The sequence below is a fragment of the Methylobacterium haplocladii genome (assembly GCF_007992175.1).
Taxonomy (GTDB): Bacteria; Pseudomonadota; Alphaproteobacteria; order Rhizobiales; family Beijerinckiaceae; genus Methylobacterium; species Methylobacterium haplocladii.
In genome coordinates this window covers 74920-96094 of the sequence record NZ_BJZT01000010.1, presented here as the reverse complement: position 1 = coordinate 96094, position 21175 = coordinate 74920, and the positions used below count along the sequence as shown (strand labels likewise).

General features: G+C 68.7%; 1 protein-coding gene (cut by a window edge). It reads right to left on the bottom strand.

Annotated elements, in window-relative coordinates:
• Positions 1 to 21175, bottom strand: part of the annotated coding region (locus tag MHA02_RS06085; protein WP_147077587.1) for a GLUG domain-containing protein (this coding region is incomplete at its 3' end). Its footprint extends 17215 nt past the window's final position; 21175 of its 38390 annotated nt are in view.

Here is a 21175-nt window from a genome sequence, read left to right as displayed (position 1 = left end):
CCCACGATCACATCCGCACCCGCACCCGACGTGATCACGTCGGCATCCGCACCGCCCAGCGCGAGGTTGTTGCCGTCGCCGAGGGTGATCCTGTCGGCCATGCCGATCTCCGGATCCGTCGTCCGCACGAGGATGCGCTTGCCGTCCTTGCGGAAGGTCGCGAGGCCGTTGTCGCCGATCACGACGTCGGCGCCTGCACCGGCGACGATCGTGTCGCTGCCGAAACCGCCGAGGATGACGTTGTCGCCGTCGCCCGCCGTGATCGTGTCGTCGTCGCCGCGCGTCGGATAGAGCGAGGCGACCCGCACGAGGTGACCGTCGGTGAAGCTCGCCTCGCCGAAGTCGCCGACGATCAGGTCGGCGCCCGTGCCGGTGGTGATCTCGTCGCGCCCGGTGCCGCCGAAGACGATGTTGTCGCCGTCGCCGCCCTTGATGACGTCGCCCGAACCCCTGCGCTCCTCGGTCGTGTAGACCTCGCTGACGAGGCCGTCCTCGAAGCGGACGACGCCCATGTCGCCGAGCAGGATGTCGGCGCCAGAGCCGGTGGTGATGTCGTCGGCGCCCACGCTGCCGATGACGATGTTGTTGCCGTCGCCACCCTTGATGACGTCGCGCGCGCCGTCATCCGGATCGGTCGAGGCGAACTCGACACGCGCGCCGGCCTGGAAGAGCGCGTAGCCGTTGTCGCCGAGGATCACGTCGTTGCCGCCGAGGGCGGTGATCGTGTCGGTCCCGGTGCCGCCGATGACGACGTTGTCGCCGCCGCCGGCATCGATCGTGTCGTCGTCGCCGAAGGTCGGGTCGAGGCTCTCGGCCCGCTTGACGAGGCCGAGGGCATCGAAGGTGACGCGGCCGTTATCGCCGAACACGACGTCCGGCTGGGCGTCGTCCTTGCCGGAATCGATGCTGTCGGCACCGAGACCGCCCAGCACGACGTCGGCACCGGCGCCGGTGCGGATGATGTCGCGCGTGCCGCCGTCGCGGTCGCTCTGGACGACGGACCGGATGCCGAGCTCGAAGCTCACGCGGCCGTTGTCGCCGAGGACGATGTCGTCGCCCTTGCCGGTCGTGACGGTGTCGCTGCCCGAACCGCCGATGACGAGGTTGTCGCCGTCGCCGGCATCGATCCGGTCGTTGCCGGCATCCGAGGTGTCGGTCGAGACGAAGGAGACGCGCACGCCGGCCTCGAACACGGCGTAGCCATGATCGCCGAGGACGACGTCGCTGCCGCCGAGCGCGGTGATCACGTCGCTGCCCGATCCGCCGATGACGATGTTTTCGCCGCCGCCGACACGGATCTCGTCGTCGCCGCCGAAGCCGATGTCGAGGCTCTCGGCGCGCTTCACGCGGCCGAGGGCGTCGAACGTGACCTGGCCGTCGTCGCCGAAGACGATGTCGGCATCGGTGTCGTCGGTGAGGGCGTCGATCTTGCCCGCGTCGATCGTGTCGGAGCCGAGGCCGCCGATGACCAGATCGGCGCCGGCGCCCGTCGCGATGACGTCGCGCGCGCCGCCGTTGCGGTCGCTGAGAACACGCGCCCGGACGCCGAGCTCGAACGCCACGAGACCGTTGTCGCCGAGCACGATGTCGGCGCCGCCGGTGGTCGTGACGGTGTCGCTGCCCGAACCGCCGATGACGAGGTTGTCGCCGGCGCCTGCCGAGATCCGGTCGTTGCCGCCGTCGGAGGTGTCGGTCGAGGCGAACTCGACGCGCACGCCCTGCTCGAACACCGCGTAGCCGCCGTCGCCGATGACCACGTCGCTGCCGCCGAGCGCGGTGACGACGTCGCTGCCGGTGCCGCCGATGACGATGTTGTCGCCGCCGCCGACGTCGATGGTGTCGTCGCCGCCGAAGCCCGGATCGAGGCTTTCGGCCCGCTTCACGACGCCGCTGGCGTCGAAGGTCACGTGGCCGTCGTCGCCGAACACGAGGTCGGCATCCGAGTCGGTCGTGCCGGCGTCGATCACGTCGCCGCCGAGGCCGCCGATCACGAGGTCGGCGCCCGCGCCGGTCGTGATGGTGTCGGCCGCGCCGCCGTTGCGGTCGCTCGTCACCTCGACACGGATTCCGCGCGTGAACTGCACCCGGCCGTTGTCGCCGAGCACGATGTCGGCACCGGCGCCCGTGGTGATCGTGTCGGAGCCCGCGCCGCCGAAGACGAGGTTGTCGCCGGCACCCGCGTCGATCTCGTCGTCGCCGCCGACCGTCGGGTCGATGGTTTCGGCGAGCGAAACGCGGCCCTGACCGTCGAAGGTGACCTCGCCGTCGTCGCCGAAGACGATGTCGCCGTCGCCGTCGGTCTTGCCGGCGTCGATCGTGTCGGAGCCGAGGCCACCGAGCACCAGATCGGCGCCCGCACCCGTGGCGATGACGTCGCGCGCGCCGCCGTTGCGGTCGCTGACTACGTGGGCCCGCACGCCGAGTTCGTAGGTGAGCGAGCCGTTGTCGCCGAGGACGATGTCGCCGCCCGCGCCCGTGGTGATGGTGTCGCTGCCCGAGCCGCCGAACACGACGTTGTCGCCGTCGCCGACGTCGATCCGGTCGTTGCCGGCGCCGACCGTGTCGGTCGAAACGAAGGCCACGCGCACCCCGCCGTCGAACTCCGCCGAACCGCTGTCGCCGAGGACGATGTCGCTGCCGCCGAGCGCGGTGACGACGTCGCTGCCGACGCCCGCGATGACGAGGTTGTCGCCTGCGCCGACATCGATGATGTCGTTGCCGCCGAAGCCGAGGTCGATGCTCTCGGCACGCTTCACGCGCCCGTCCGTCTCGAAGGTCACGCGGCCGTCGTCGCCGAGCACGGTGTCGTTGCCGCCGAGCGCGGTGACCTTGTCGGCGCCGGTGCCGGCGATGACGAGGTTGTCACCGCCGCCCACCACGATGGTGTCGTCGTCGCCGAAGCCCGCATCGAGGCTCTCGGCCCGCTTCACGCGGCCCCGCGCATCGAAGAGGACGTGGCCGTCGTCGCCGAACACGATGTCGGCATCGCTGTCGCCGAGACCCGCGTCGATCGTGTCGGCCCCGAGACCGCCGATCACGAGGTCGGCGCCCGCGCCCGTGGTGATGGTGTCGCCGCCGCCGCCGTTGCGGTCGCTGATCGCCTCCAAGCGGATTCCGCCCGTGAATAGGACCTTGCCGTTGTCGCCGAGGACGATGTCGGCGTCCTTGCCCGTGGTGATCGTGTCCGAACCCGCGCCGCCGAGGACAAGGTTGTCGCCCGCGCCGGCATCGATGATGTCGTCGCCGCCCAACGTCGCGTCGATGGTCTCGGCCAGCGTGACGCGGCCGAGGGCATCGAACGTGATGTGGCCGTCGTCGCCGAACACGATGTCGGCATCCGAGTCGGTCGTGCCGGCGTCGATCACGTCGCCGCCGAGGCCGCCGATCACGAGGTCGGCGCCCGCGCCGGTCGTGATGGTGTCGGCCGCGCCGCCGTTGCGGTCGCTCGTCGCTTCGAGACGGATCCCGTTGCTGAACGTGACGGCGCCGTTGTCGCCGAGGACGACGTCCGCGCCGCCGCCCGTGGTGATCGCGTCGGAGCCCGCACCGCCGAGGACGATGTTTGCGCCCGCGCCGGCATCGATGATGTCGTCGCCACCGAGAGTGGGATCCATGGTCTCGGCGAGGGTAATCCGGCCGAGGACGTCGAAGGTGACGTGGCCGTTGTCGCCGAACACGATGTCGGCATCGCTGTCGAGCCGGCCGGCATCGATGCTGTCGGCCCCGAGGCCGCCGATCACGAGGTCGGCGCCGGCACCGGTCACGATCGTATCGCGGCCACCACCGCCGGCACGCTCGCTGAGCGCCTCGAAGCGGATACCGTTCACGAAGTCGATGGCGCCGTTGTCGCCGAACACGACGTCGTCGCCGACGCCCGTGGTGATGGCGTCGTTGCCCGAGCCGCCGAGCACGACGTTGGCGCCGTCGCCCGCGCGGATGGTGTCGTCGCCCGCGACGCCCTCGTTCTTCGTTGTGACACGGACGAGCTTGCCCTGCGCGAAGGTGGCCTGACCGTCATCGCCGAGGATCACGTCGCGGCCGGCGCCGGTGGTGATGTCGTCGGCGCCGACGCCGCCGAACACGACGTTGTCGCCCTCGCCGGCCAGGATCAGATCGCCGCCGCCGAAGGTCGATTCGAGGGTTTCGAGCGAGACCAGCACGCCGTCGAGGAAGACGACGCTGCCGTTGTCGCCGAGGATCACGTCCGAGCCGGATCCGGTGACGATCTTGTCGGCACCGACGCCGCCGACGACGACGCTGCCGCCGTTGCCCAGGGTGATCTCGTCGCGGGCGCCCGAGGTGGCGGCCGTGGTCGCGGCCTGCACGACGCGGCCCAGGGCGTCGAACGTGGCCTGGCCGTTGTCGCCGAGCACGACGGCGCGTCCGTCGCCGGCCGTGATGAAATCGCCGCCCGAGCCGCCGAGAATCACGCTGTCGCCGTTGCCGACCGTGATGACGTCGCTGCCGCCGACGTTGTCGTAGGTGGTCTCGACGATGATCGGCAGGCCCGCCGCGGTGAAGCGGGCGTAACCGGCGTCACCGAGGACCACGTTCGCACCGTCGCCGGCCGTGACGCTGTCGCCGCCGGCACCGGCGATGACGGTGTTTCGGCCGCGGCCGAGCTTGATCGTGTCCCGGTCGCCCACCTCCGGGCTGGTACTGGCGATCTCGACGATGGCGCCGGCCTCGAAATCGGCCTGTCCGCTGTCGCCGAGGACGACGTTGCTGCCATTGCCGATGGTGATGCCGTCGCGGCCGTAGCCGCCCAGCACGACGTTGTCGCCGTCGCCAATCTCGATGGTGTCGTCGCCGCCGACCGCCGTGTCGGTCGAGAGCGCGCGCAGGATCCGGCCGAGGGCATCGAAGGTGACGACGCCGTTGTCGCCGAGGATCACCGCGCCCTTGTCGGCGCCCTTGATGACGTCGCCGGCCGCGCCGCCGAGCACGACGTTGGTGCCCGCACCGAAGGTGATCGTGTCGGCGCCGCCGACCGAGGGAGCGGTCGTGGCGATGCGTGCGAGCTGGCTCGTCGCCACCCCGTCCAGCACGGTCACGGTGAAGTCGGCCTCGCCGCTGTCGCCGAGGATGACGTGGTTGCCCGCGCCGGTGGTGATCGTGTCGGCACCCGCGCCGCCGATGATCCGGGAATTGCCGTCCTTCGCCTCGATGGTGTCGGCACCGCCGACGTCGGGCGTGATCGACTCGATGCGCTGGGCGCGTCCGTTGCGGAACACGGCCTTGCCGCTGTCGCCGAGGATGACGTGGTTGCCCGCGCCGACCTTGATGATGTCCGAGCCCGCACCGCCGAGGATGACGGTGTCGCCGCTCGTCGCCGTGATCGTGTCGTTGCCGCCGATCTCGGTAGCCACCGAGGTGATCGTCGCGATCAGGCCGTTCTCGAAGGTGGCCGAGCCGCTGTCGCCGAGCACGACCTGCGTGCCCTTGCCCAGCGTGATCGTGTCGGCGCCGGCACCGCCCAGCGCCGTCACGTTGCCGTCGTCCGCGGTGATCGTGTCGTTGCCGCCGATGCCCGGATCGATGCTCTCGATCGAGACGAGACGGCCGGCCGTGAACAGCGCCCGGCCGTTGTCGCCGAGGATGACGTGGTTGCCCGCGCCCACCGTGATCCCGTCCGCGCCGGCACCGCCGAGGATCGTGGTGTTGCCGTCCTTGGCCGCGATCGTGTCGCCGCCGCCGGTATCAGTCGCGACCGAGGTCACGGTGGCGATCTTGCCGTTCTCGAAGGTCGCGGAGCCGCTGTCGCCGAGCACGACCTGCGTACCCGTGCCGAGCGTGATCGTATCCGCACCGGCACCGCCGATGACGGTGACGTCGCCGTCGGCCGCCGTGATGGTGTCGCCGCCGCCGATGCCCGGATCGATGCTCTCGATCGAGACGAGACGGCCGGCCGTGAACAGCGCCATGCCGCTGTCGCCGAGGATGACGTGGTTGCCCGCGCCGACCTTGATGATGTCCGCGCCGAAGCCGCCGAGAATGGTGGTGTCGCCATCCTTGGCCGTGATCGTGTCGTCGCCGCCGGACCCGGTCGCGATCGAGGTCACGGTGGCGATCATGCCGTTCGTGAAGGTTGCCGATCCACTGTCGCCGAGCACGACCTGACGGCCTGCGCCCAGGGTGATCTGGTCGGCACCGGCGCCGCCGATGACGGTGACGTTGCCGTTGGCCGCCGTGATGACGTCGTCGCCGCCCACCGTCGGATCGAGGCTCTCGATCGAGGCGAGCTGGCCGGCCGCGAACAGCGCCATGCCGTTGTCGCCGAGGATGACGTGGTTGCCCGCGCCGACCTTGATGATGTCAGCGCCGAAGCCGCCGAGGATGGTCGTGTCGCCGTCCTCGGCTTTGATCGTGTCACCGCCGCCGACCTTGGTGGCGATGGAGGTGATGGTGGCGATCTTCCCGTCCACGAAGGTCGCAGAGCCGCTGTCGCCGAGGACGACCTGCGTGCCCTTGCCGAGCGTGATCTGGTCCGCACCGGCGCCGCCGATGATGGTGACGTTGCCTTCGGCCGCGTTGATGATGTCGTCGCCGCCGATCGCGGCCTCGTCGTCGGCCGTCTTGATCGCGGTCAGGACCGGGACCGGCACGATGACGCCGCCGACGCTGCGCGTGCCGGGCACGAAGGTCGCCGCGCCGGTGTCGCCCAGGATCACTTGCGTTCCCGCGCCGACGGTGATGCCGTCCTTGCCGGCGCCGCCGACGATCGTGGTGTTGCCGTCGGCCGCCTTGATCGTGTCGTCGCCGCCGATCGCGCCGTCGATGCTGCGCAGGCTCGTCAGGATGCCGCCCGTGAACAGGGCTTCGCCGTTGTCGCCGAGGATGACGTGGTTGCCCGCGCCCGCGGTGATCTTGTCGGCGCCGAAGCCGCCGAGGATGATGTTGTCGCCGTCCGTCGCCGTGATCGTGTCGCTGCCGCCGACGCCCGTGTAGGTCGACACCACGCGGCTGACGACGTGGGTGCCGTCCAGTGCGATCCCGGCGGTCGCCGAGCCGTCCTGGTAGATCTGGCCGTGGTCGCCGATGAGGACGTTCGCGCCGGCCTTGGCGTCGATGGTGTCGGCGCCCGCAGCCCGCGGCTCGTTGAAGAAGGGATCGGCGATCGTCACGATGCGGCGGACGTCGTCGAGGTTCAGGCTCGAATCGCCGAGGATGACGTCGGCGGCGGGGCCGCCGGTGATCGTGTCGTTCCCGGTGCCGCCACCGATGATGTTGCGGCCCTTGCCACCGGTGATCGTGTCGTCGCCCGCGCCGCCGTCGATGATGACGAGGCCCGTGGCGCCCGAAGCGTCGATGATGTCGTTGAGGCTGACCGGACGTCCGTCGGGTCCGGTCGTGCCCTCGTCACGGAATGCGAAGGCGCGGCCGGTCGGCTTCTCGGGCGTCGCGTCGTAGCGGCTGCCGTCGGCCGTGGTGTCGCCGAACAGGGCGAGGGTGCCCTCGGAGCCGGTGACCTTGATGGTGTCGGCACCGCCGCCGCCATGGACCGCCGTCAGCGTGTCGAGCGCCGTGCCCGTGATCGTGACATTGTCAGCGCCTGAGCCGAGCAGCAGCTCGACCGAGCGCATGCCGCGATAGGTGACGCCGCCGTCGAAGGTGCGGACGTTGGCGCTGCCGCTCGCCGCCGTGGAGACGTCGTTCGTCGACATGCCGAAGCCGTCGATGTGGCTGAAGCCGGTGGCCTTGTCCGAGCTCAGGGTGCCGGACACGCCGACCGAGATGGTATCGTTGTAGAGCGTGACCTTGTCGAAGTCGGGGAGGCCGTCATCGATGATCTTGCGCTCGACGGACGGATTTTTCTCGCCGGGCAGGACGATGGCCGGGGTGAGCGAACGGCTCTCGGGGCCGACGCCACCCTCGAGGACCAGCGGTCCCTCGATACGGCTGAGGTCGTGCGGCTGGCGCGAGAAGGTCTTGACGTCCGACGTCGCCTGGGAGGCGTTCGGATTGCGCTTCACGATGACGCGCACGGCCTGGTCGTAGTTCGAGGCGTCGAAGGTGACCGTGGCCGGGCTCCCGGAGGTCGCCGCCTTGAAGCGGCTGTCGTTGCTGGCCGTGATGGTCTGGCCGTCGCCGGCGAGGCTGATGGTGACCGGGCCGGTCGGCGCCGTGGTCAGGACGAGGTCGTAGTAGGAATCCTGGCTCGGCGTCACCGCGACGCCGCCCGCCGCGGGGGTCACGACGACACCCGCCGTGTTGCCGTCGGTCACCTGCACGCGCACGACCGGGGTGCCGACGAGCGCCGCCTTGAAGAAGCCCTCCGGTCCGGTCGCGCTGCCGACATGGCTGGTCACGACGTGGCTGATCTCGGCCACGAAGCGGTTCTCGGGCGTGGTGTCGGCGGGCGAGGCCACGGTCACGGTCTGGGCCGCGTTCCAGTTGGCTGCAGTGAAGGTGAGGTAGGCGAAGCCTTTTTCGTCCTTCGGCAGCAGGTTGCCTGCGGCATCGGTGAAGACGAGCTGCGAGAGCTGAGCGGCCGGCACGGAGAGCGTGACGCGCACCGTCTCGCTCGCCAGCGGCGCGTTGTTGAGGACGACGGTGTAGCCGTCCTTGTTCTGCGCCTGGCTCGGACGGCCCTGGGCCCCCTCGATCACGGCGGTGCTGCCGCCGCTCTCGACGATGATCAGGCCCGGCTTGTCGTTGTCGATGACCTTGACGAGCGCGGTGCGCACGTAGGTGCCGTTCACGTCGATGTTCGTGCTGACCACCGAGTGGCCGATGGCGACGTTCTGATCGCCCTCGAGCGCCGTGTCGGACTTGGCGCGGACGAAGACCGTCTGCGCCGGCGACCACATGAAGCCGCCATTGCCGTCGGAAACGGCCGTGAAGGTCAGCGTCAGCATGTCGGCGTAGGTGGTGCCGTCGGCAGAGACCGCGACCGTGCCGGCATTGCCGGCTAGCGCGCGCGACTGGGAGGAGGCCTGCGCGGCCGAGACCGTGATCACGGCCGTGTCGCTCGCCATCAGAGGCTTCGTCTTCGGAGACGGCGGCAGGATCGTATACTTGCCGACGCTGCTGCCCTCGGCATTCGGCGTCGTGATGACGGAATCCTCGCGCAGCGTCAGGCCGCCCTCGTCGCTGACGGCACCGCCGTCGGCCGCCGAGACGGAGGCGTTGATGCCCTGCACGAACAGGCCGTCGAAGCGCTTATCGGTGCTGGCGATGGTGTGGTTGATGACCGCCGAGTTGCCCTTGGCGTCGCGCGCCACGACCTCGCCGCTGACGTCGCCGGCGACGTTGAAGGTGTCGCTGCCCAGACCGCCGATGAGGGTCGTGACCACGCCGGCCGGCGTCGACAGGACGTAGAAGGTGTCGTCGCCTTCGAGGCCGTCGACCTCGACCGACTGGATGTTGGTGAAGCGGATCGACAGGCCGGCGCCGAAGATGCCGTCGCTGGTGACCACGAAGGTGTCGTTGAACTCGGTGCCGAGCGCGACGATCTTGTTGAACCCGGAGCCGCCGTCGATGTCGAGCGGCGCGTTGATGTTGTATTCGATCCGGTCATTGCCGGCGCCGGCATTGAGCTTGATCTTGTTCGCTTGGTCGGTGGCGAAGGCGCGCACGATGAAGGTGTCGTCGCCGTCCTCGCCCTCGAGGCGCAGGTCCGCCTTGTTCGAGTAGATCTGGAAGGTGTCGTCGCCGACGCCGCCGTAGATCACCGTCGGGATGGAGATGCCGCGCGAAAGGTAGCCACCGAAGGACAGCTTGGTGGTCTCGAAGGCGTCCTCGGCGAGCAGGCCGTTGGCCATGTCGCGCGGGGTCGCGAAGACCTGGCCGACCTGGAAGACGTCGTTGCCCTCGCCGCCATCGACGGTCATCAGCGCGGCGTTGTCGTCCATCGCAAAGCGGTCGTCGCCCTTGCCGCCTTCGACGATGACGCGCCCGTTGACGCTCATGTCGTAGTTGATCCGCTCGACGGCGGTGTTGGTGAACGTGCCGTCGGCGTTCGGGTGGGTGAGCGCCACGAAGTTGCGGCGCATCAGGAACTGGTCGGCGGCGTCCGTGCCGAGGATGGTCAGCGTGTCGACGCCGCGGTTCGCGTCGCCGGAATCGGTCACGTTGATGCGGTAGGACGACGTTCCGGCCAGCTGGATGCGGATCGTGTCGGTGTCCTGGCCGCCGTCGATGTCGAGCGTGTCGGTGCGGATGCCGGTCTTGCTGGTCAGGTCGGGCAGACGATCGACGTTGATCGCATCCGCGCCGCCTTCGCCGAAGACCTTCGTGTTGCCGGCGATGGAGACCGGCGCGAGGTCGAGGGTGTCGGCGCCCTCGCCGAGGTTGATCGTCGTCGTGGAGGACTGCATCCGGCCGCGCAGGGCGAAGCGGTCGCGGCCGCCGAGGCTGGTCATCGCCAGCGTCGAGGTCGCGATCGTGGTGCCGAGCAGCGTCACGGCGTTGTCGCCCGCGCCGAGGTTGAACGCGATGTCGGCCGCCTTGATCGTCGCGGTCTTGACGACGGTGCCGCCGTCGACGGCCGCATCGGTGACGGTGTCGGCATCGGTGCCGGCGGTCAGGTTGAAGTCGGTCCTGGCCGTGTGGCTGCCGGCGAGGCTTACGCGGTTCGCGCCGTTGCCGAGCGCCACCGCGATCCTGCCGGCCTGGAGATCGATGGAATCCGTCACTGCCGCGCCGACGAGACGGTAGTCGGTCAGGGTGTCGAGGCCGGACCCGGTGGTGAGCGTGAAGGCGTCCGTGATCCGGTACTTGCCGGCAAGGGTTGCGGTGTTTGCACCGTCGCCGAGGCCGATCGCGACGGATTTCGCCTCGACATCGGCCTTTGCCGACGTGCCGTTGACGACGCGCAGGTCGGTCAGCGTGTCGGTGCCGCCGGTGCCGGCGATCGTGAAGGTGTCCGCGATCCGGTAGGTGCCGGTCAGGGTCAGGGCGTTGTCGCCGGCACCCGCTTCCACGGCCATCGAGCCGGCGGTGTAGCTGCCCTGCAGGTCGATGGTGTCGTTGCCCGCGCCGGTGCGGATCGTGAGCGCGTTGGTGACGGTGTAGCTGCCCGAGAGCAGCAGGGTGTTGTTGCCGCCGCCCGCGTCGAGGGTGAAGCTGCCGGCCTTGATGCCGCCGGTCAGGGTGATGGCGTCGTCGGCGTTGCCGGCGGTGAATTCCAGAGCGTTGGTGACGTCGTAGCTGCCGGTCAGGCTCGCAACGTTGGCGCCGTCGCCGAGGTTGATCGACAGCGAGCCGGTCCTGATTTCGGCCCTAGTCGGCATGCCGCCGACCGTGCGGGAATCGGTCAGGATGTCGATGCCCGATCCGCCGCGGATCTGGAACATGTCTCCGATCTGGTAGGTGCCGGTCAGCGTGAGATCGTTCCGCCCTGCGGCGGAGCCGGCATCGATCGACAGCGTATCGGCAACGTAGCTGCCCTGCAGGTCGATCTGATCGGTCGCCCCGTCGGCCTTGATGCTCATCGCGCCGGTCGCATAGGTGCCGGCGAGCTTGACCGCGTTGTTCCCCGTCGCGCCGCTCAGGGCGTCGATCGTCATCGAACCGCCGCGCGTGACGGCGCCTTCTCTGACGTTGGCTGCGGTACCTTCGGCGGTGATCGTGCGCTGGCCCGTCGCGAAGCTGCCGTCCAGCAGGATCTGGCCGCCCTTGGTGCTGCCGGTGATCGCGATCGAGGCACCGACGAAGGTGCCCTTCAGGTCGATGGTCGCGGCGGCATCGTTGGATGCCGCATGGGTATCCCGGTTCCAGTCGGCGCGCAGGGTGATGGCGCCCTTCGCCTTCACGACGGCCGTGGCCTCGACGATGAGATCGTCGCCGGCATTCAGCTCGACCGAGCCCTCGGTCGAGAAGATGGTGACGCCCGCCTTCACGGTGAGGTTGTCGTCGGACCGGGTCGTCTCCTCACCGGATTCCACGAGGATGGAGCCCTTGGCGATCATGTCCTGCGACACTTCCACCGGGCTCGACGTGCGGATGCCGAGCTTGCCGCCGGCCTTCACGCCGACAGCGGAGTTGGCGTTAACCCCGCCGACGCGCAGGCCGCCGACGTTCCACAGCCAGAAGTCGCCGCCCGACGAGCCCTCGATGCCGCCGAACGCGCCGACATCGGCGCTGACCATCTTGGCGACGAGGCGCCGGCTCTCGGTGCCGATGCTGCCCGAGGCGACGAGATAGGCCTTGCCCGAGGTCAGGTTGGACTCCGTGTTGAACTTGTCCGTGTCGAAGTACTTGCTGGCGCCGTTCAGGATGCTGCCGGCCGTCGCGGTGATGAAGGCGATGTGGCTCGCATCCGTGCCGACGGTGTTGAGATAGAGGTCGCCCGTGGTCTCCACGACGGCGATGTGGTTCGCCGCGGCCCTCAGCGTCACGACGCCGTCGGTGGTGCCGTCGACGTTGCTGTTGATCTCGAGTTCGTGGCCGAGCGCGTCGCTCAGGCTGCCGATGCCATCCTTGGCGTTGAGATCGATCGCGTGGCCGCTGATGTTGGCCCGGCCCGAGCCGGCGATCGGCGCGGAGTCGATGTCGGTCGGGTCGGTGAGATCACCCCCGTCAATGATAGACGCGGCGGCCTTCAGCACCACGTCGCCCTTCGTGGCGATCGCCACCACCTTCATGGTGCCCTGCGTCTCGCTCAGCACGATGTCGCCGGTGGCGCTGGCGCGAACCGTGCCCCCGAGCTTCATCTCGATCGCGTCGGTCTTGGCGCCGATCGCACCCGAAGCCTTCAGGTAGGCGTTGTTGGCGACGATCTTGTTCGTGTCCGAACCGATGCCGTCGAGGATGCTGCCCGAGGTCGCGACGAAGGTAACGTCGCCGCCCGCCGAGAAGGCGGATTCGAGGTTCAGGTTTCCGGCGCGCTCGGTGACGTAGATGCTCTGGTCGGCGCGCACGGCGATGGTGTTCGTGGCTCCGAGATCGGTGCCGATCGCCTTCGCCGCGCTTCCGATGCCGCCCTTGCCGCCTTCGAGCAGGGTATCGCCGCCCTTGACGTTGACCGCGTCCGCCGCGCCGCCGCTGACGAGGCCGGCATTGGTCTTGAGCCGGATTTCCTTGGTGCCCGTCGACTCGACGAGGCCGACGGTCAGCGCAGTCGTGAGGGTGGGAACGTCGATGTAGATCTGGCCGCCGGCCGTGACGTCGAGCGAAACAATCGTCTTGTCCAGCGCGACCGGTTTGCGCTTCTGGATCAGAACCTGGGTGATTTGCGCGAAGGGGTTGTTGGGATCGGTCTTCGACTGGAAGACGATCAGGTCGCGGCCGCTCTCGGCCTTCAGAGCTCCGTTCGCCTCGAGGATGAGGCTCGCGTCGGTTCGCGTCTTGATGGTGAAGCTCTGCTCCGCACTCGTCGCGTTGGCGGTCTTCACGCCGAAGGAGCCAGCGATGCCGATGCGCATGCCGTCCTTGAAGCCGTCTGCGGTGAAGGTGTCGGTGGGATCGGCGAACACGCGGTTGATGACGGCGACGCCGGTACCGGTCGAGGAACGCACGCCGACGTCGACGGTCGCGACCACGCTGGCGGCCTGCTGACCGTTCGCCGCGCGCGTGTCGAAGACTTGGCCGACCTTGAGGCGGATTACCCCGCCGCTGACCGACGCGATCTCATAGACGTTCGAGGCGACGGCCGTGGTGTTCCGGGTCTGGCCGGCGATGTAGAGCTTGTCGCCCACAGTGTAGGACGCGTCCCAGCTCCCGCTGCTGCGCGTCAGGACGCCCTGCTCGGCGGCCGTGTCGTTGCTGAACGTAACGTCGACGCTCGTCGGAGCCGCCTTCAGCAGGTCGATCGAGGTGACGGCGCTGGCGCGCGGCGCCTCGCCGTTCACGGCGATGCTGACGCCGAAGCTTAGTCCGCGGCCGAAGCCCTCCTGGTCGAAAAGCTGGTCGACGGTGATCACCGAGTCGACGACGCTCAGGATCTTGAAGACCTTGGCGGTCTGACCGCTGGCGTTCGCCGACAGGCCGCCGATGTAGAGCGTGCCGTCGAAGAGCGTGCCGTTCTTGAAGAAGGTCGCGGTATCCCAGGTGCCGCCTTGGAGCGTCACCGTGCCCCTGGTCCCGTCATGGCCGAAGACGACGGTGCCGGTGGCGATCGGAGCCTTCGTCAGGAAGACGAGGTCGCTGCGCTCGGCGGCCGCGAGGTCGATCTGCTGGTCCGTGGTCAGCGGCTTGGCGTTGGCGCCGAAGCCGATCAGCGTCGTGCCGCTCACCGAGCCGACGTTGCCCGACGTCACGATGCGGACGTTGGCGCCCGAAATGATCGTATTGGTGTTCGTGATCGTGCTGGAGACCTCCTTGAGCAGGCCCTGACCGACTGCGCCCAGAAGTTCGTCCTGCGTCCAGCGCTTGATGCCGGCATTGATGCCGTCGGCCGTCGCCTGATTGACGAAGAAGGCGGGCGTCGCCTGCTTCTGCGCCGTGAGGGCGCCCGTTTCGTACGAGGCGGGCAGCTTGTTGAAGAAGGTGTTCAGCTCCGCATACTGGGCCGTGAGCTTGGTCTCGCGCGCCGTCTGGGCGGCGGCGAGGGCGTTGGTGATCGCCGTCGAGCCGGCATTCGCCGCCACGGCGGCCGTGCGGGCCGCGGCCACCGCGTCGGCGAGGGCCTGACCGGTCAGGCGCGGCGCGAACGACGCGTTGTAGACCGACGGATCGACCTGCTGATTGCGGTAGCTCCAATAGGTCTCGTAGGAGGCCTGCTCGGCCGAGGTCAGGCTCGCGACCTTCGCGGCGTCGTAGACGTCGCCGAGGTTACCGAACGTCGCGTGCAGGGTTGCGTAGGTGGCCTTCAGCCCGGCTTCGACGGTGGCGACCCGCGCCGAGGTATCCAGGCGCAGGGCAGCTTCGCCCAGGGTCTGCGTCGCCGCCTCCGTCTGGAGCTGCGTGGTCAGCGCCGTGAGCTCGGCGCCGGTGATCGCAGTCTTGTAGCCGCTGTAGATCGTGTAGGCCGCGGCGAGTTTCGGCAGATACTTGTCGCCGAAACGGGAGAAGATCGTGTCGAGCGCGGTGTACGCGGCGGATGGTGTTTCGCCCGCAACCAGGGCCTCGCGCAGCTGCCAGTACTGAGCGTACTGAGCCGCGAAATCCGTCACCGTCGTGCTGTCGAAGCCGCTGAAAACCAACTTCAGGTTATTGTAGTCGACGGTTCTCGAGTCCTGGATCTGCTGGATCTGGGCGGTGACGTAGGTCTGGAGATCGGTGCCGGTCAGCCGGAGGTTGCGTGCCTCGGCCTGGATCGCCGTGGTGTAGAGGCCGGTGATCTCGGCAACGCTCAGGCGCACCTTGCCCGCCGTCGCGTCGAAGGCGTTCCGGTACTGCCAATAGGTATTGTACGCCGCCAGATCGGCCTGCGTGGGATTGGTCAGCTTCGTGCTGTCCTGGACGTTGCCGAGGCCGTCGAACCGGGCCCGGAGCGCCGTGTAGGCACTCGTCCGCTGATCCTCCATGTCCGCGATCTGGGCGGTGATCGCCGCCATCATCGCGTCGCCGGGGATCGGCGCGGCGTGCGTCGCCGCCTGGATCCTGGCGAGGTCCTGGGCCGTCGCCTTGACGGTATAGGCCGAGCTGTACGCGCCGGCGCCCTGCTGTGTGCGGTAGGCCCAATAGGCCGCGTAATCGCCGGCGAGGTCCGCGTGATAGACGTCGCCGTAGCTGCCGTATTGCTGGTGCAGCGTGTGGTACTGCTGCGTACGGCTCGTCTCGAGCGCGTTGATCGCCTTGGCGACATAGGTCGCGACGTCCGTGACGCCCTGGCTCGTCGCCTGGTCCGTGTAGAGCTTGGTGTAGTAGTCGCGCTCGCCGTTCGTCGCGTTGAGCGTGATCGCACCGGCCGGGTCCGGCTGCTGCTTCCGGTAGGCCCAATATGCGTTGTAGTCGCCCTCGCGGGCGGTCTCGAAAGCGCTGAGCGTGGCCTGATACTTGAGATCGGCGGCCGCACCGGTCAGGGCGAGGTCCTTCCAGACGCCGCCGATGAGCTGGGCCAGCTTGCGGTCGTCGCGGATCACGGTGCTGTTGACGTTGAGCAGATCTCCGGCGTCGACCTTGATGTAGACGTCGCCGTTGGCGGTCAGGCTGTCGAGGCGCAGGTCGCCCGCGATCTCGCGCACGCCGACCGCGCCGCCGGCGACGATGTTGGTCCTGTCGCGGCTCGTGCTGCCGCCGTCGAGCTTGATCGGCGTCCCCTCGGAGCCGAAGCGGCCGCCGGCCGCCAGATTGAGCACGCCACCCGCGATGATGCCTTCACCCCGGATCGTCACGCCCGCCGATGAGACGAGCTTGACGTCGTAGCCGCTGCCCGCCGCGATCCTGTCGATGCCGAGTTCGTTGTCGAGCGTCCGCACGTTGAGGTTGATGTTGCCCTGGCTCGTCGTCGCCTTGAGACTGTTGCCGGCGCCCACCGTGTTGACGTTGAGGGCCTTGGTGTTGGCCGAGAGAGTCGCGCTGATGGTCTGGGCGCTGTCGGTAGGCTTGTAGTCGCTCGCGACACCACCGATTCCGTTCACGGCCTGCAGCACGACGGTCGAACCCGTGACGGCCGCGGTCGAGCCGAGGTGCTCGATCGTGCTGCCGGATTTGATCGTCGTGGCGCCGTTGTCGTTCTTGATGCCGCCAGCGATGAGCACGCGCCCCGCGCCCTGCGAGTCGACGTTCACGGTACCGGTGCGACCGCCGGTGAAGGTGATCTTGATGCCGTAATCGGCCTCGAGGCTATGGGTCGCCTGGGTTTCCGTATACTCGACCGTCTGGAACTTCGAGTAATAGGTCTTCTTTCCGTACCACGTGCTCGTAGTCCAGCTCGCGACCTCCTTTGCCTTCTCCGCGCTGCGCGTATACTCGGGCGCTCCCAGGAACGCGTAACCCGACCTGCTCGTGTCGACGTAGTAGTACGCGGATTCCGGCTGCAGGGCGGCCTTCTCGGTCACTTCCTTGTTGAAGGTGCTGAGGTCCGGCGGGTCCTTCGCGAAGGCGTCGATGCCGGCCCATGACGACGTGCCGATCGTCTTGCTGTAGGTGTTCTTGTTGCCCTGGCCGATGGTGAACGCGTAGCGGAATCCACTCTTCGGCGCATAATCCGTCAGGCTGCCCGAGGATGTCGCGATCTCGCGGCCGGACGCGCTGAGATCGGCGGTGTAACGGCTCACCGTTCCCGCAGCATCCTGCCTGATCAGCGTCTGGCGGAAGGCGATGTCCCGCGCGGTGTCCTTGTAGGCGAGATCCTTGATGTCGATCGTGCCGACGCCGCGCTGCGACAGGTCGATGCGATTGAGGACGACATCGCGGTTGAGCCGGTTGACGATGTTGACGCTGGCATAGCCGCCGAGCGCGCGCAGTTCGCCCTTGCCCTGGTTGGTGTTGACGATGACGCCGGTCAGATTGATCTGGCCGCCCGTCGAGACGATCTCGTCGATCTCGATCGCGCCGGTCTGGCGGTTGTAGCTCGCCGAGAAGCCGTCACGGGTGAGCGAGCTAAGATTGGCCGTGCGGCCCGGGTTGTTGATGATCTCCCGGATCTCGTCATCGACCGTCTGGTCGATGACGATGGTGTAGCTGTCGCGCCCGCTCTGCACGAGGCCGTTCACGTTGAGGTACTGCGCCTTGATCGTGACCGCGCCGCTCGCGACGAGGCTCGCCGTGGACTGGCCCAGCGCGGTCGCGATGGCGGTGTTGGTCTTCGCGGTCAGCGGCCCGCTGCCCGTGTCGAGCACGGCCTTGATCTGGCCGTAGGGATCGCCGCCGACGGAGTAGGTGCGCAGATCCTCCGTGGTGCCGATCGAGACGGCGCCGCCGACATCGAAATCGGTGCTCTTCACAGAGGTTGCGGCCGTGATGGTCAGGTCGCCGCCGGCCGCCGTCTTGACGTGGAAGACCGCGGTCGGTGCGTAGACGTCGCCGACGACGAAGACCGATGGCGCGGAATTGCCGTTGCGGGCGCCTGAGGTGTTCGTGAGGTAGATGTCGCTCTTCACGGCATCGGTAGCGATGCCGCCGGCCGTCAGCGTGGCGAAGGAGACCCCGCGGCCTCCCGCGACCAGAGCCGCCGCCGCGGCGTCCGGGCTCTTGGCGTTCTCGGTGGCGATGGCTGCCATGCGCGTGGTCACGTCGCCGCCCGAGGTCATCACGGTGCCGTTGAGGAAGGTGCCTCCGTTCGATTCCGGCATCGTGATGCCGCCGATGACGAGGCTCGCCACCGAGTTGTTGGTGATCTCGACCTTCGTGTCGGAGGCGGCGTCGAGCCTGCCCGAGCCGAGCAAGGCGTCGGCCCGCACGAAGATGCCGCCGGCGCCCGCCGTGAACGGGCTGACCGTGATCGCCTGCACCTGCTTGAAGATGGGGATCAGAACCGTCTTGCCGTTGTAGTCGGTCTGGAACTCGGCAAGCCCATCGGCAAGGAGCTCGGCTTTGATGCGGTTCACCTCGCCCTGGTAATAGGCCTGGAGCGTGCCGTTGTCCTTGTAGGTCGCAAGGCCCTTCGTGGCTTCGTTGTAGGCGGCGACGAGGCTCGATTGCGCGTCGGCGAAGCCGAGGCTGACGGTGATCGGCAGCTTCGGCAGGGCCGCCCATGCGGAGGTCGCGCCGTTCGCCAGCGAGATCGTGAAGCTCTTCGTCGCGTCGGTATCGGCGATCGGGTTGCCGTTCGCGTCGTATTTCTGGCCGTTCAGCTTCACCGTGCCGGTGATCACGGTCGGCGGATTGGTGCCGTTGCCGCGGGTGAGATCGTCGAACACGATCGAGATGTTGCGCGTGATGCCGGTGACGATGTTGCCGTCGACGATCACGGTGCCGACCGAGCCGGTCTGGGAGTCGCCGACCGGGGTGACGGACGAACCGCCGAAGGCACTGTCGATGGCGCCGGCGACGGCCGTCGTCCAGTTCGTGCCCTTCATCCGCGCGACGGCGTTGGAATTGCCCTGGCGGTTCGTGAACAGGTTCGCGTTGCCGGCCGTCTTGATCGTGGCGCCGCCGTCGACCTTGATCGTGTTGGTTTCGCTCACCCGGATCTTGGCGGCGAGCGACGAGATCGGGATCGCGCTGCCCGCGAAGTTGTCGGTGGTCGCGGAGGTGTCGTAGGCGTCGTCGTAGGCCTTCTTGTTCGTGCCGGCGAAGAAGTCGGCATCGCCGTATGCGGTGATGTCGGCATTCGCGCCGACATTGACCGCGTTGTCCGGCTTGATGATGACCTTGGTGCTGCCCAGCGCGACGGTCGCGGCGCCATAGGTCTCGGAGTTCGAGACCGCGTACGCCGAGCCGCTACCGTTGGCCGAGAGCGCGAGGTTTCCGAGCGTGTACAGCGTCGCGCTGCTGCCGACGTTGACCTGGGCCTGGAAGTTGCGCGTCTCGATGGTCGAGAATGCGCCGGCACCCGAGATGGCTCCGCCGGTGGTGAGCGAGACCTTGTCGTAGGCGTTGATGATATTGTTGGCCGCCAGGCGGATGCCGCCCTGGCTTCCCAGCCGCGCGACGGTCGTCAGGTTCGTCTTCTGGCCGGCCGTGCTGTCGACGACGACCTTCGTCGTCAGGTCGATGGTCGTGGTGCTGTAGGCCGCGGCGCCGCTGGCGATGCCGCCTGTCGAGCCGACGATGTTGGCCTGTCCGAGCTGCGGCTTGTTCACGGTGTTGGTGGCGGTCGCGACGATGTCGCGCGCGGTGACGCGGACGCCGGCGCCGAAGGTGGCGGCGACGGCATGCGCGACGTCGTTGGTGACGACGGCGCCCGCACCCGCGAGCGCGCCGTAGCTGTCGGTGATGACCTGCCCGTTGACCGTCGCTGTGTGGTCGGCCGCGAGATAGAACAGGCCCGTGCTGTCGCCGCGCGTCGTCAGGTCGACGGTCACGCCCGGGGCGAGATCGGCCTTGGTGCTGCCGCCCGTATTGGTGCTGGCGCTCGCGGCCGTGCCCGAGACGAGGCCGCCGCTGCCGGCGATCGACTTGGCGAAGTTGTCGTCGGCTCCGGACGCGGTGACGGTCATCGAGCCCGCATTGAGCGTGCCGAGCGACGCGACCTTCGCGGCCGTCACGGTCGCCGAGTTGGCCGAGGCGAAGGTTGCGCCGGCCGCGACGAGGCCGATGCTGGCGCTGCTGGCGTTGGAGCTCTGCTTCGTCGCGCTGGTCGCGGTCACGGCCACCGCGCCGCTGACGGTGAGCACCGTGCCGACGTCGATCGTACCGCTGACCGTGCTCGCGTTCTCCGCCGTCGTGACGGTGGAGTTGAGCCCGATCAGACCGCCGACGGCACCGGATGAGCTCGCCGTGGCGGAATCCTTGCCGGATTGCTGGGACAGGCTGCCCTGCACGGAGAGGCCGGCCGCGGTGATCGCGACGTTCTTCGTGTGGGCATCGACCGTCGCGGCGACCTTGGCCGTGGCGACCGAGGCGCCGATCGCCGCGGTGCCGGCATTGATGCCCATGGCTCGGGCACTGACGGCCGGAAGCGCGGTCGCGAGGACGCTGACATTGCCGGCCGACAGGCTACCGCCCTCGATCGCGGCCGTCACGGTCGGTCTCGCCTCGACAACGGCGACCGAACCGCCGGCAGCGAGGGCGAGCAGGCCGCCCGCCACGGAGATGCTGAGGACCTGCGAGTCGACGCTCGTCGTGTCCGACGCGCGGACGGAGACGTCGCCCGCGGCGCTGACCTTGCTGGCGTAGATGCCGGCGCTCGTCGTGCTCTTGACGGTGTCGCCGGTGCCGGCGCCGCCGCCGGCGATCGAGAAGCCGACGGGGGAGAAGTTCGCCGCGAGGGCAGCCGTACGCGCCCGGCTCGTCAGGCTCGCCGTCTCGGTCGCGGTGACGTTGACCGCATTGCGGGCCGAGAGGCCGTCGTTGACGTTCCTGATCGCGGCCGTGACCCGGTTTTCGATCACGTTGTCGGCCGCGGCGACGGCGATGGAGGCCGCGGCGCCACCGCCGAACCCGACCGAGGCCGCGACCGAGGCGGCGCCGGTGTCGACGCTGAGCGACGAGGCGTCGCGGGCCGAGACGGTGACGGTCCCGGCCGAGATCCTGCCGCTGGTGCCGTCGCCGTCGATGGTCGCGCTGACCTGCGCGGCGATGCGGTTATGCGTGCCCGCACCGGCGCCGGCGGCGCTGACGGCGATGGCGCCCGCGCTGATCGCGACGGAGCCCGCCAGGATCGTCGCGTTGATCGTCTGGCCGGATACGGCCGTGACGTCGAGGTTGCCCTGGGCCTCGATCTTCGTGTCTTTCGAAAGCG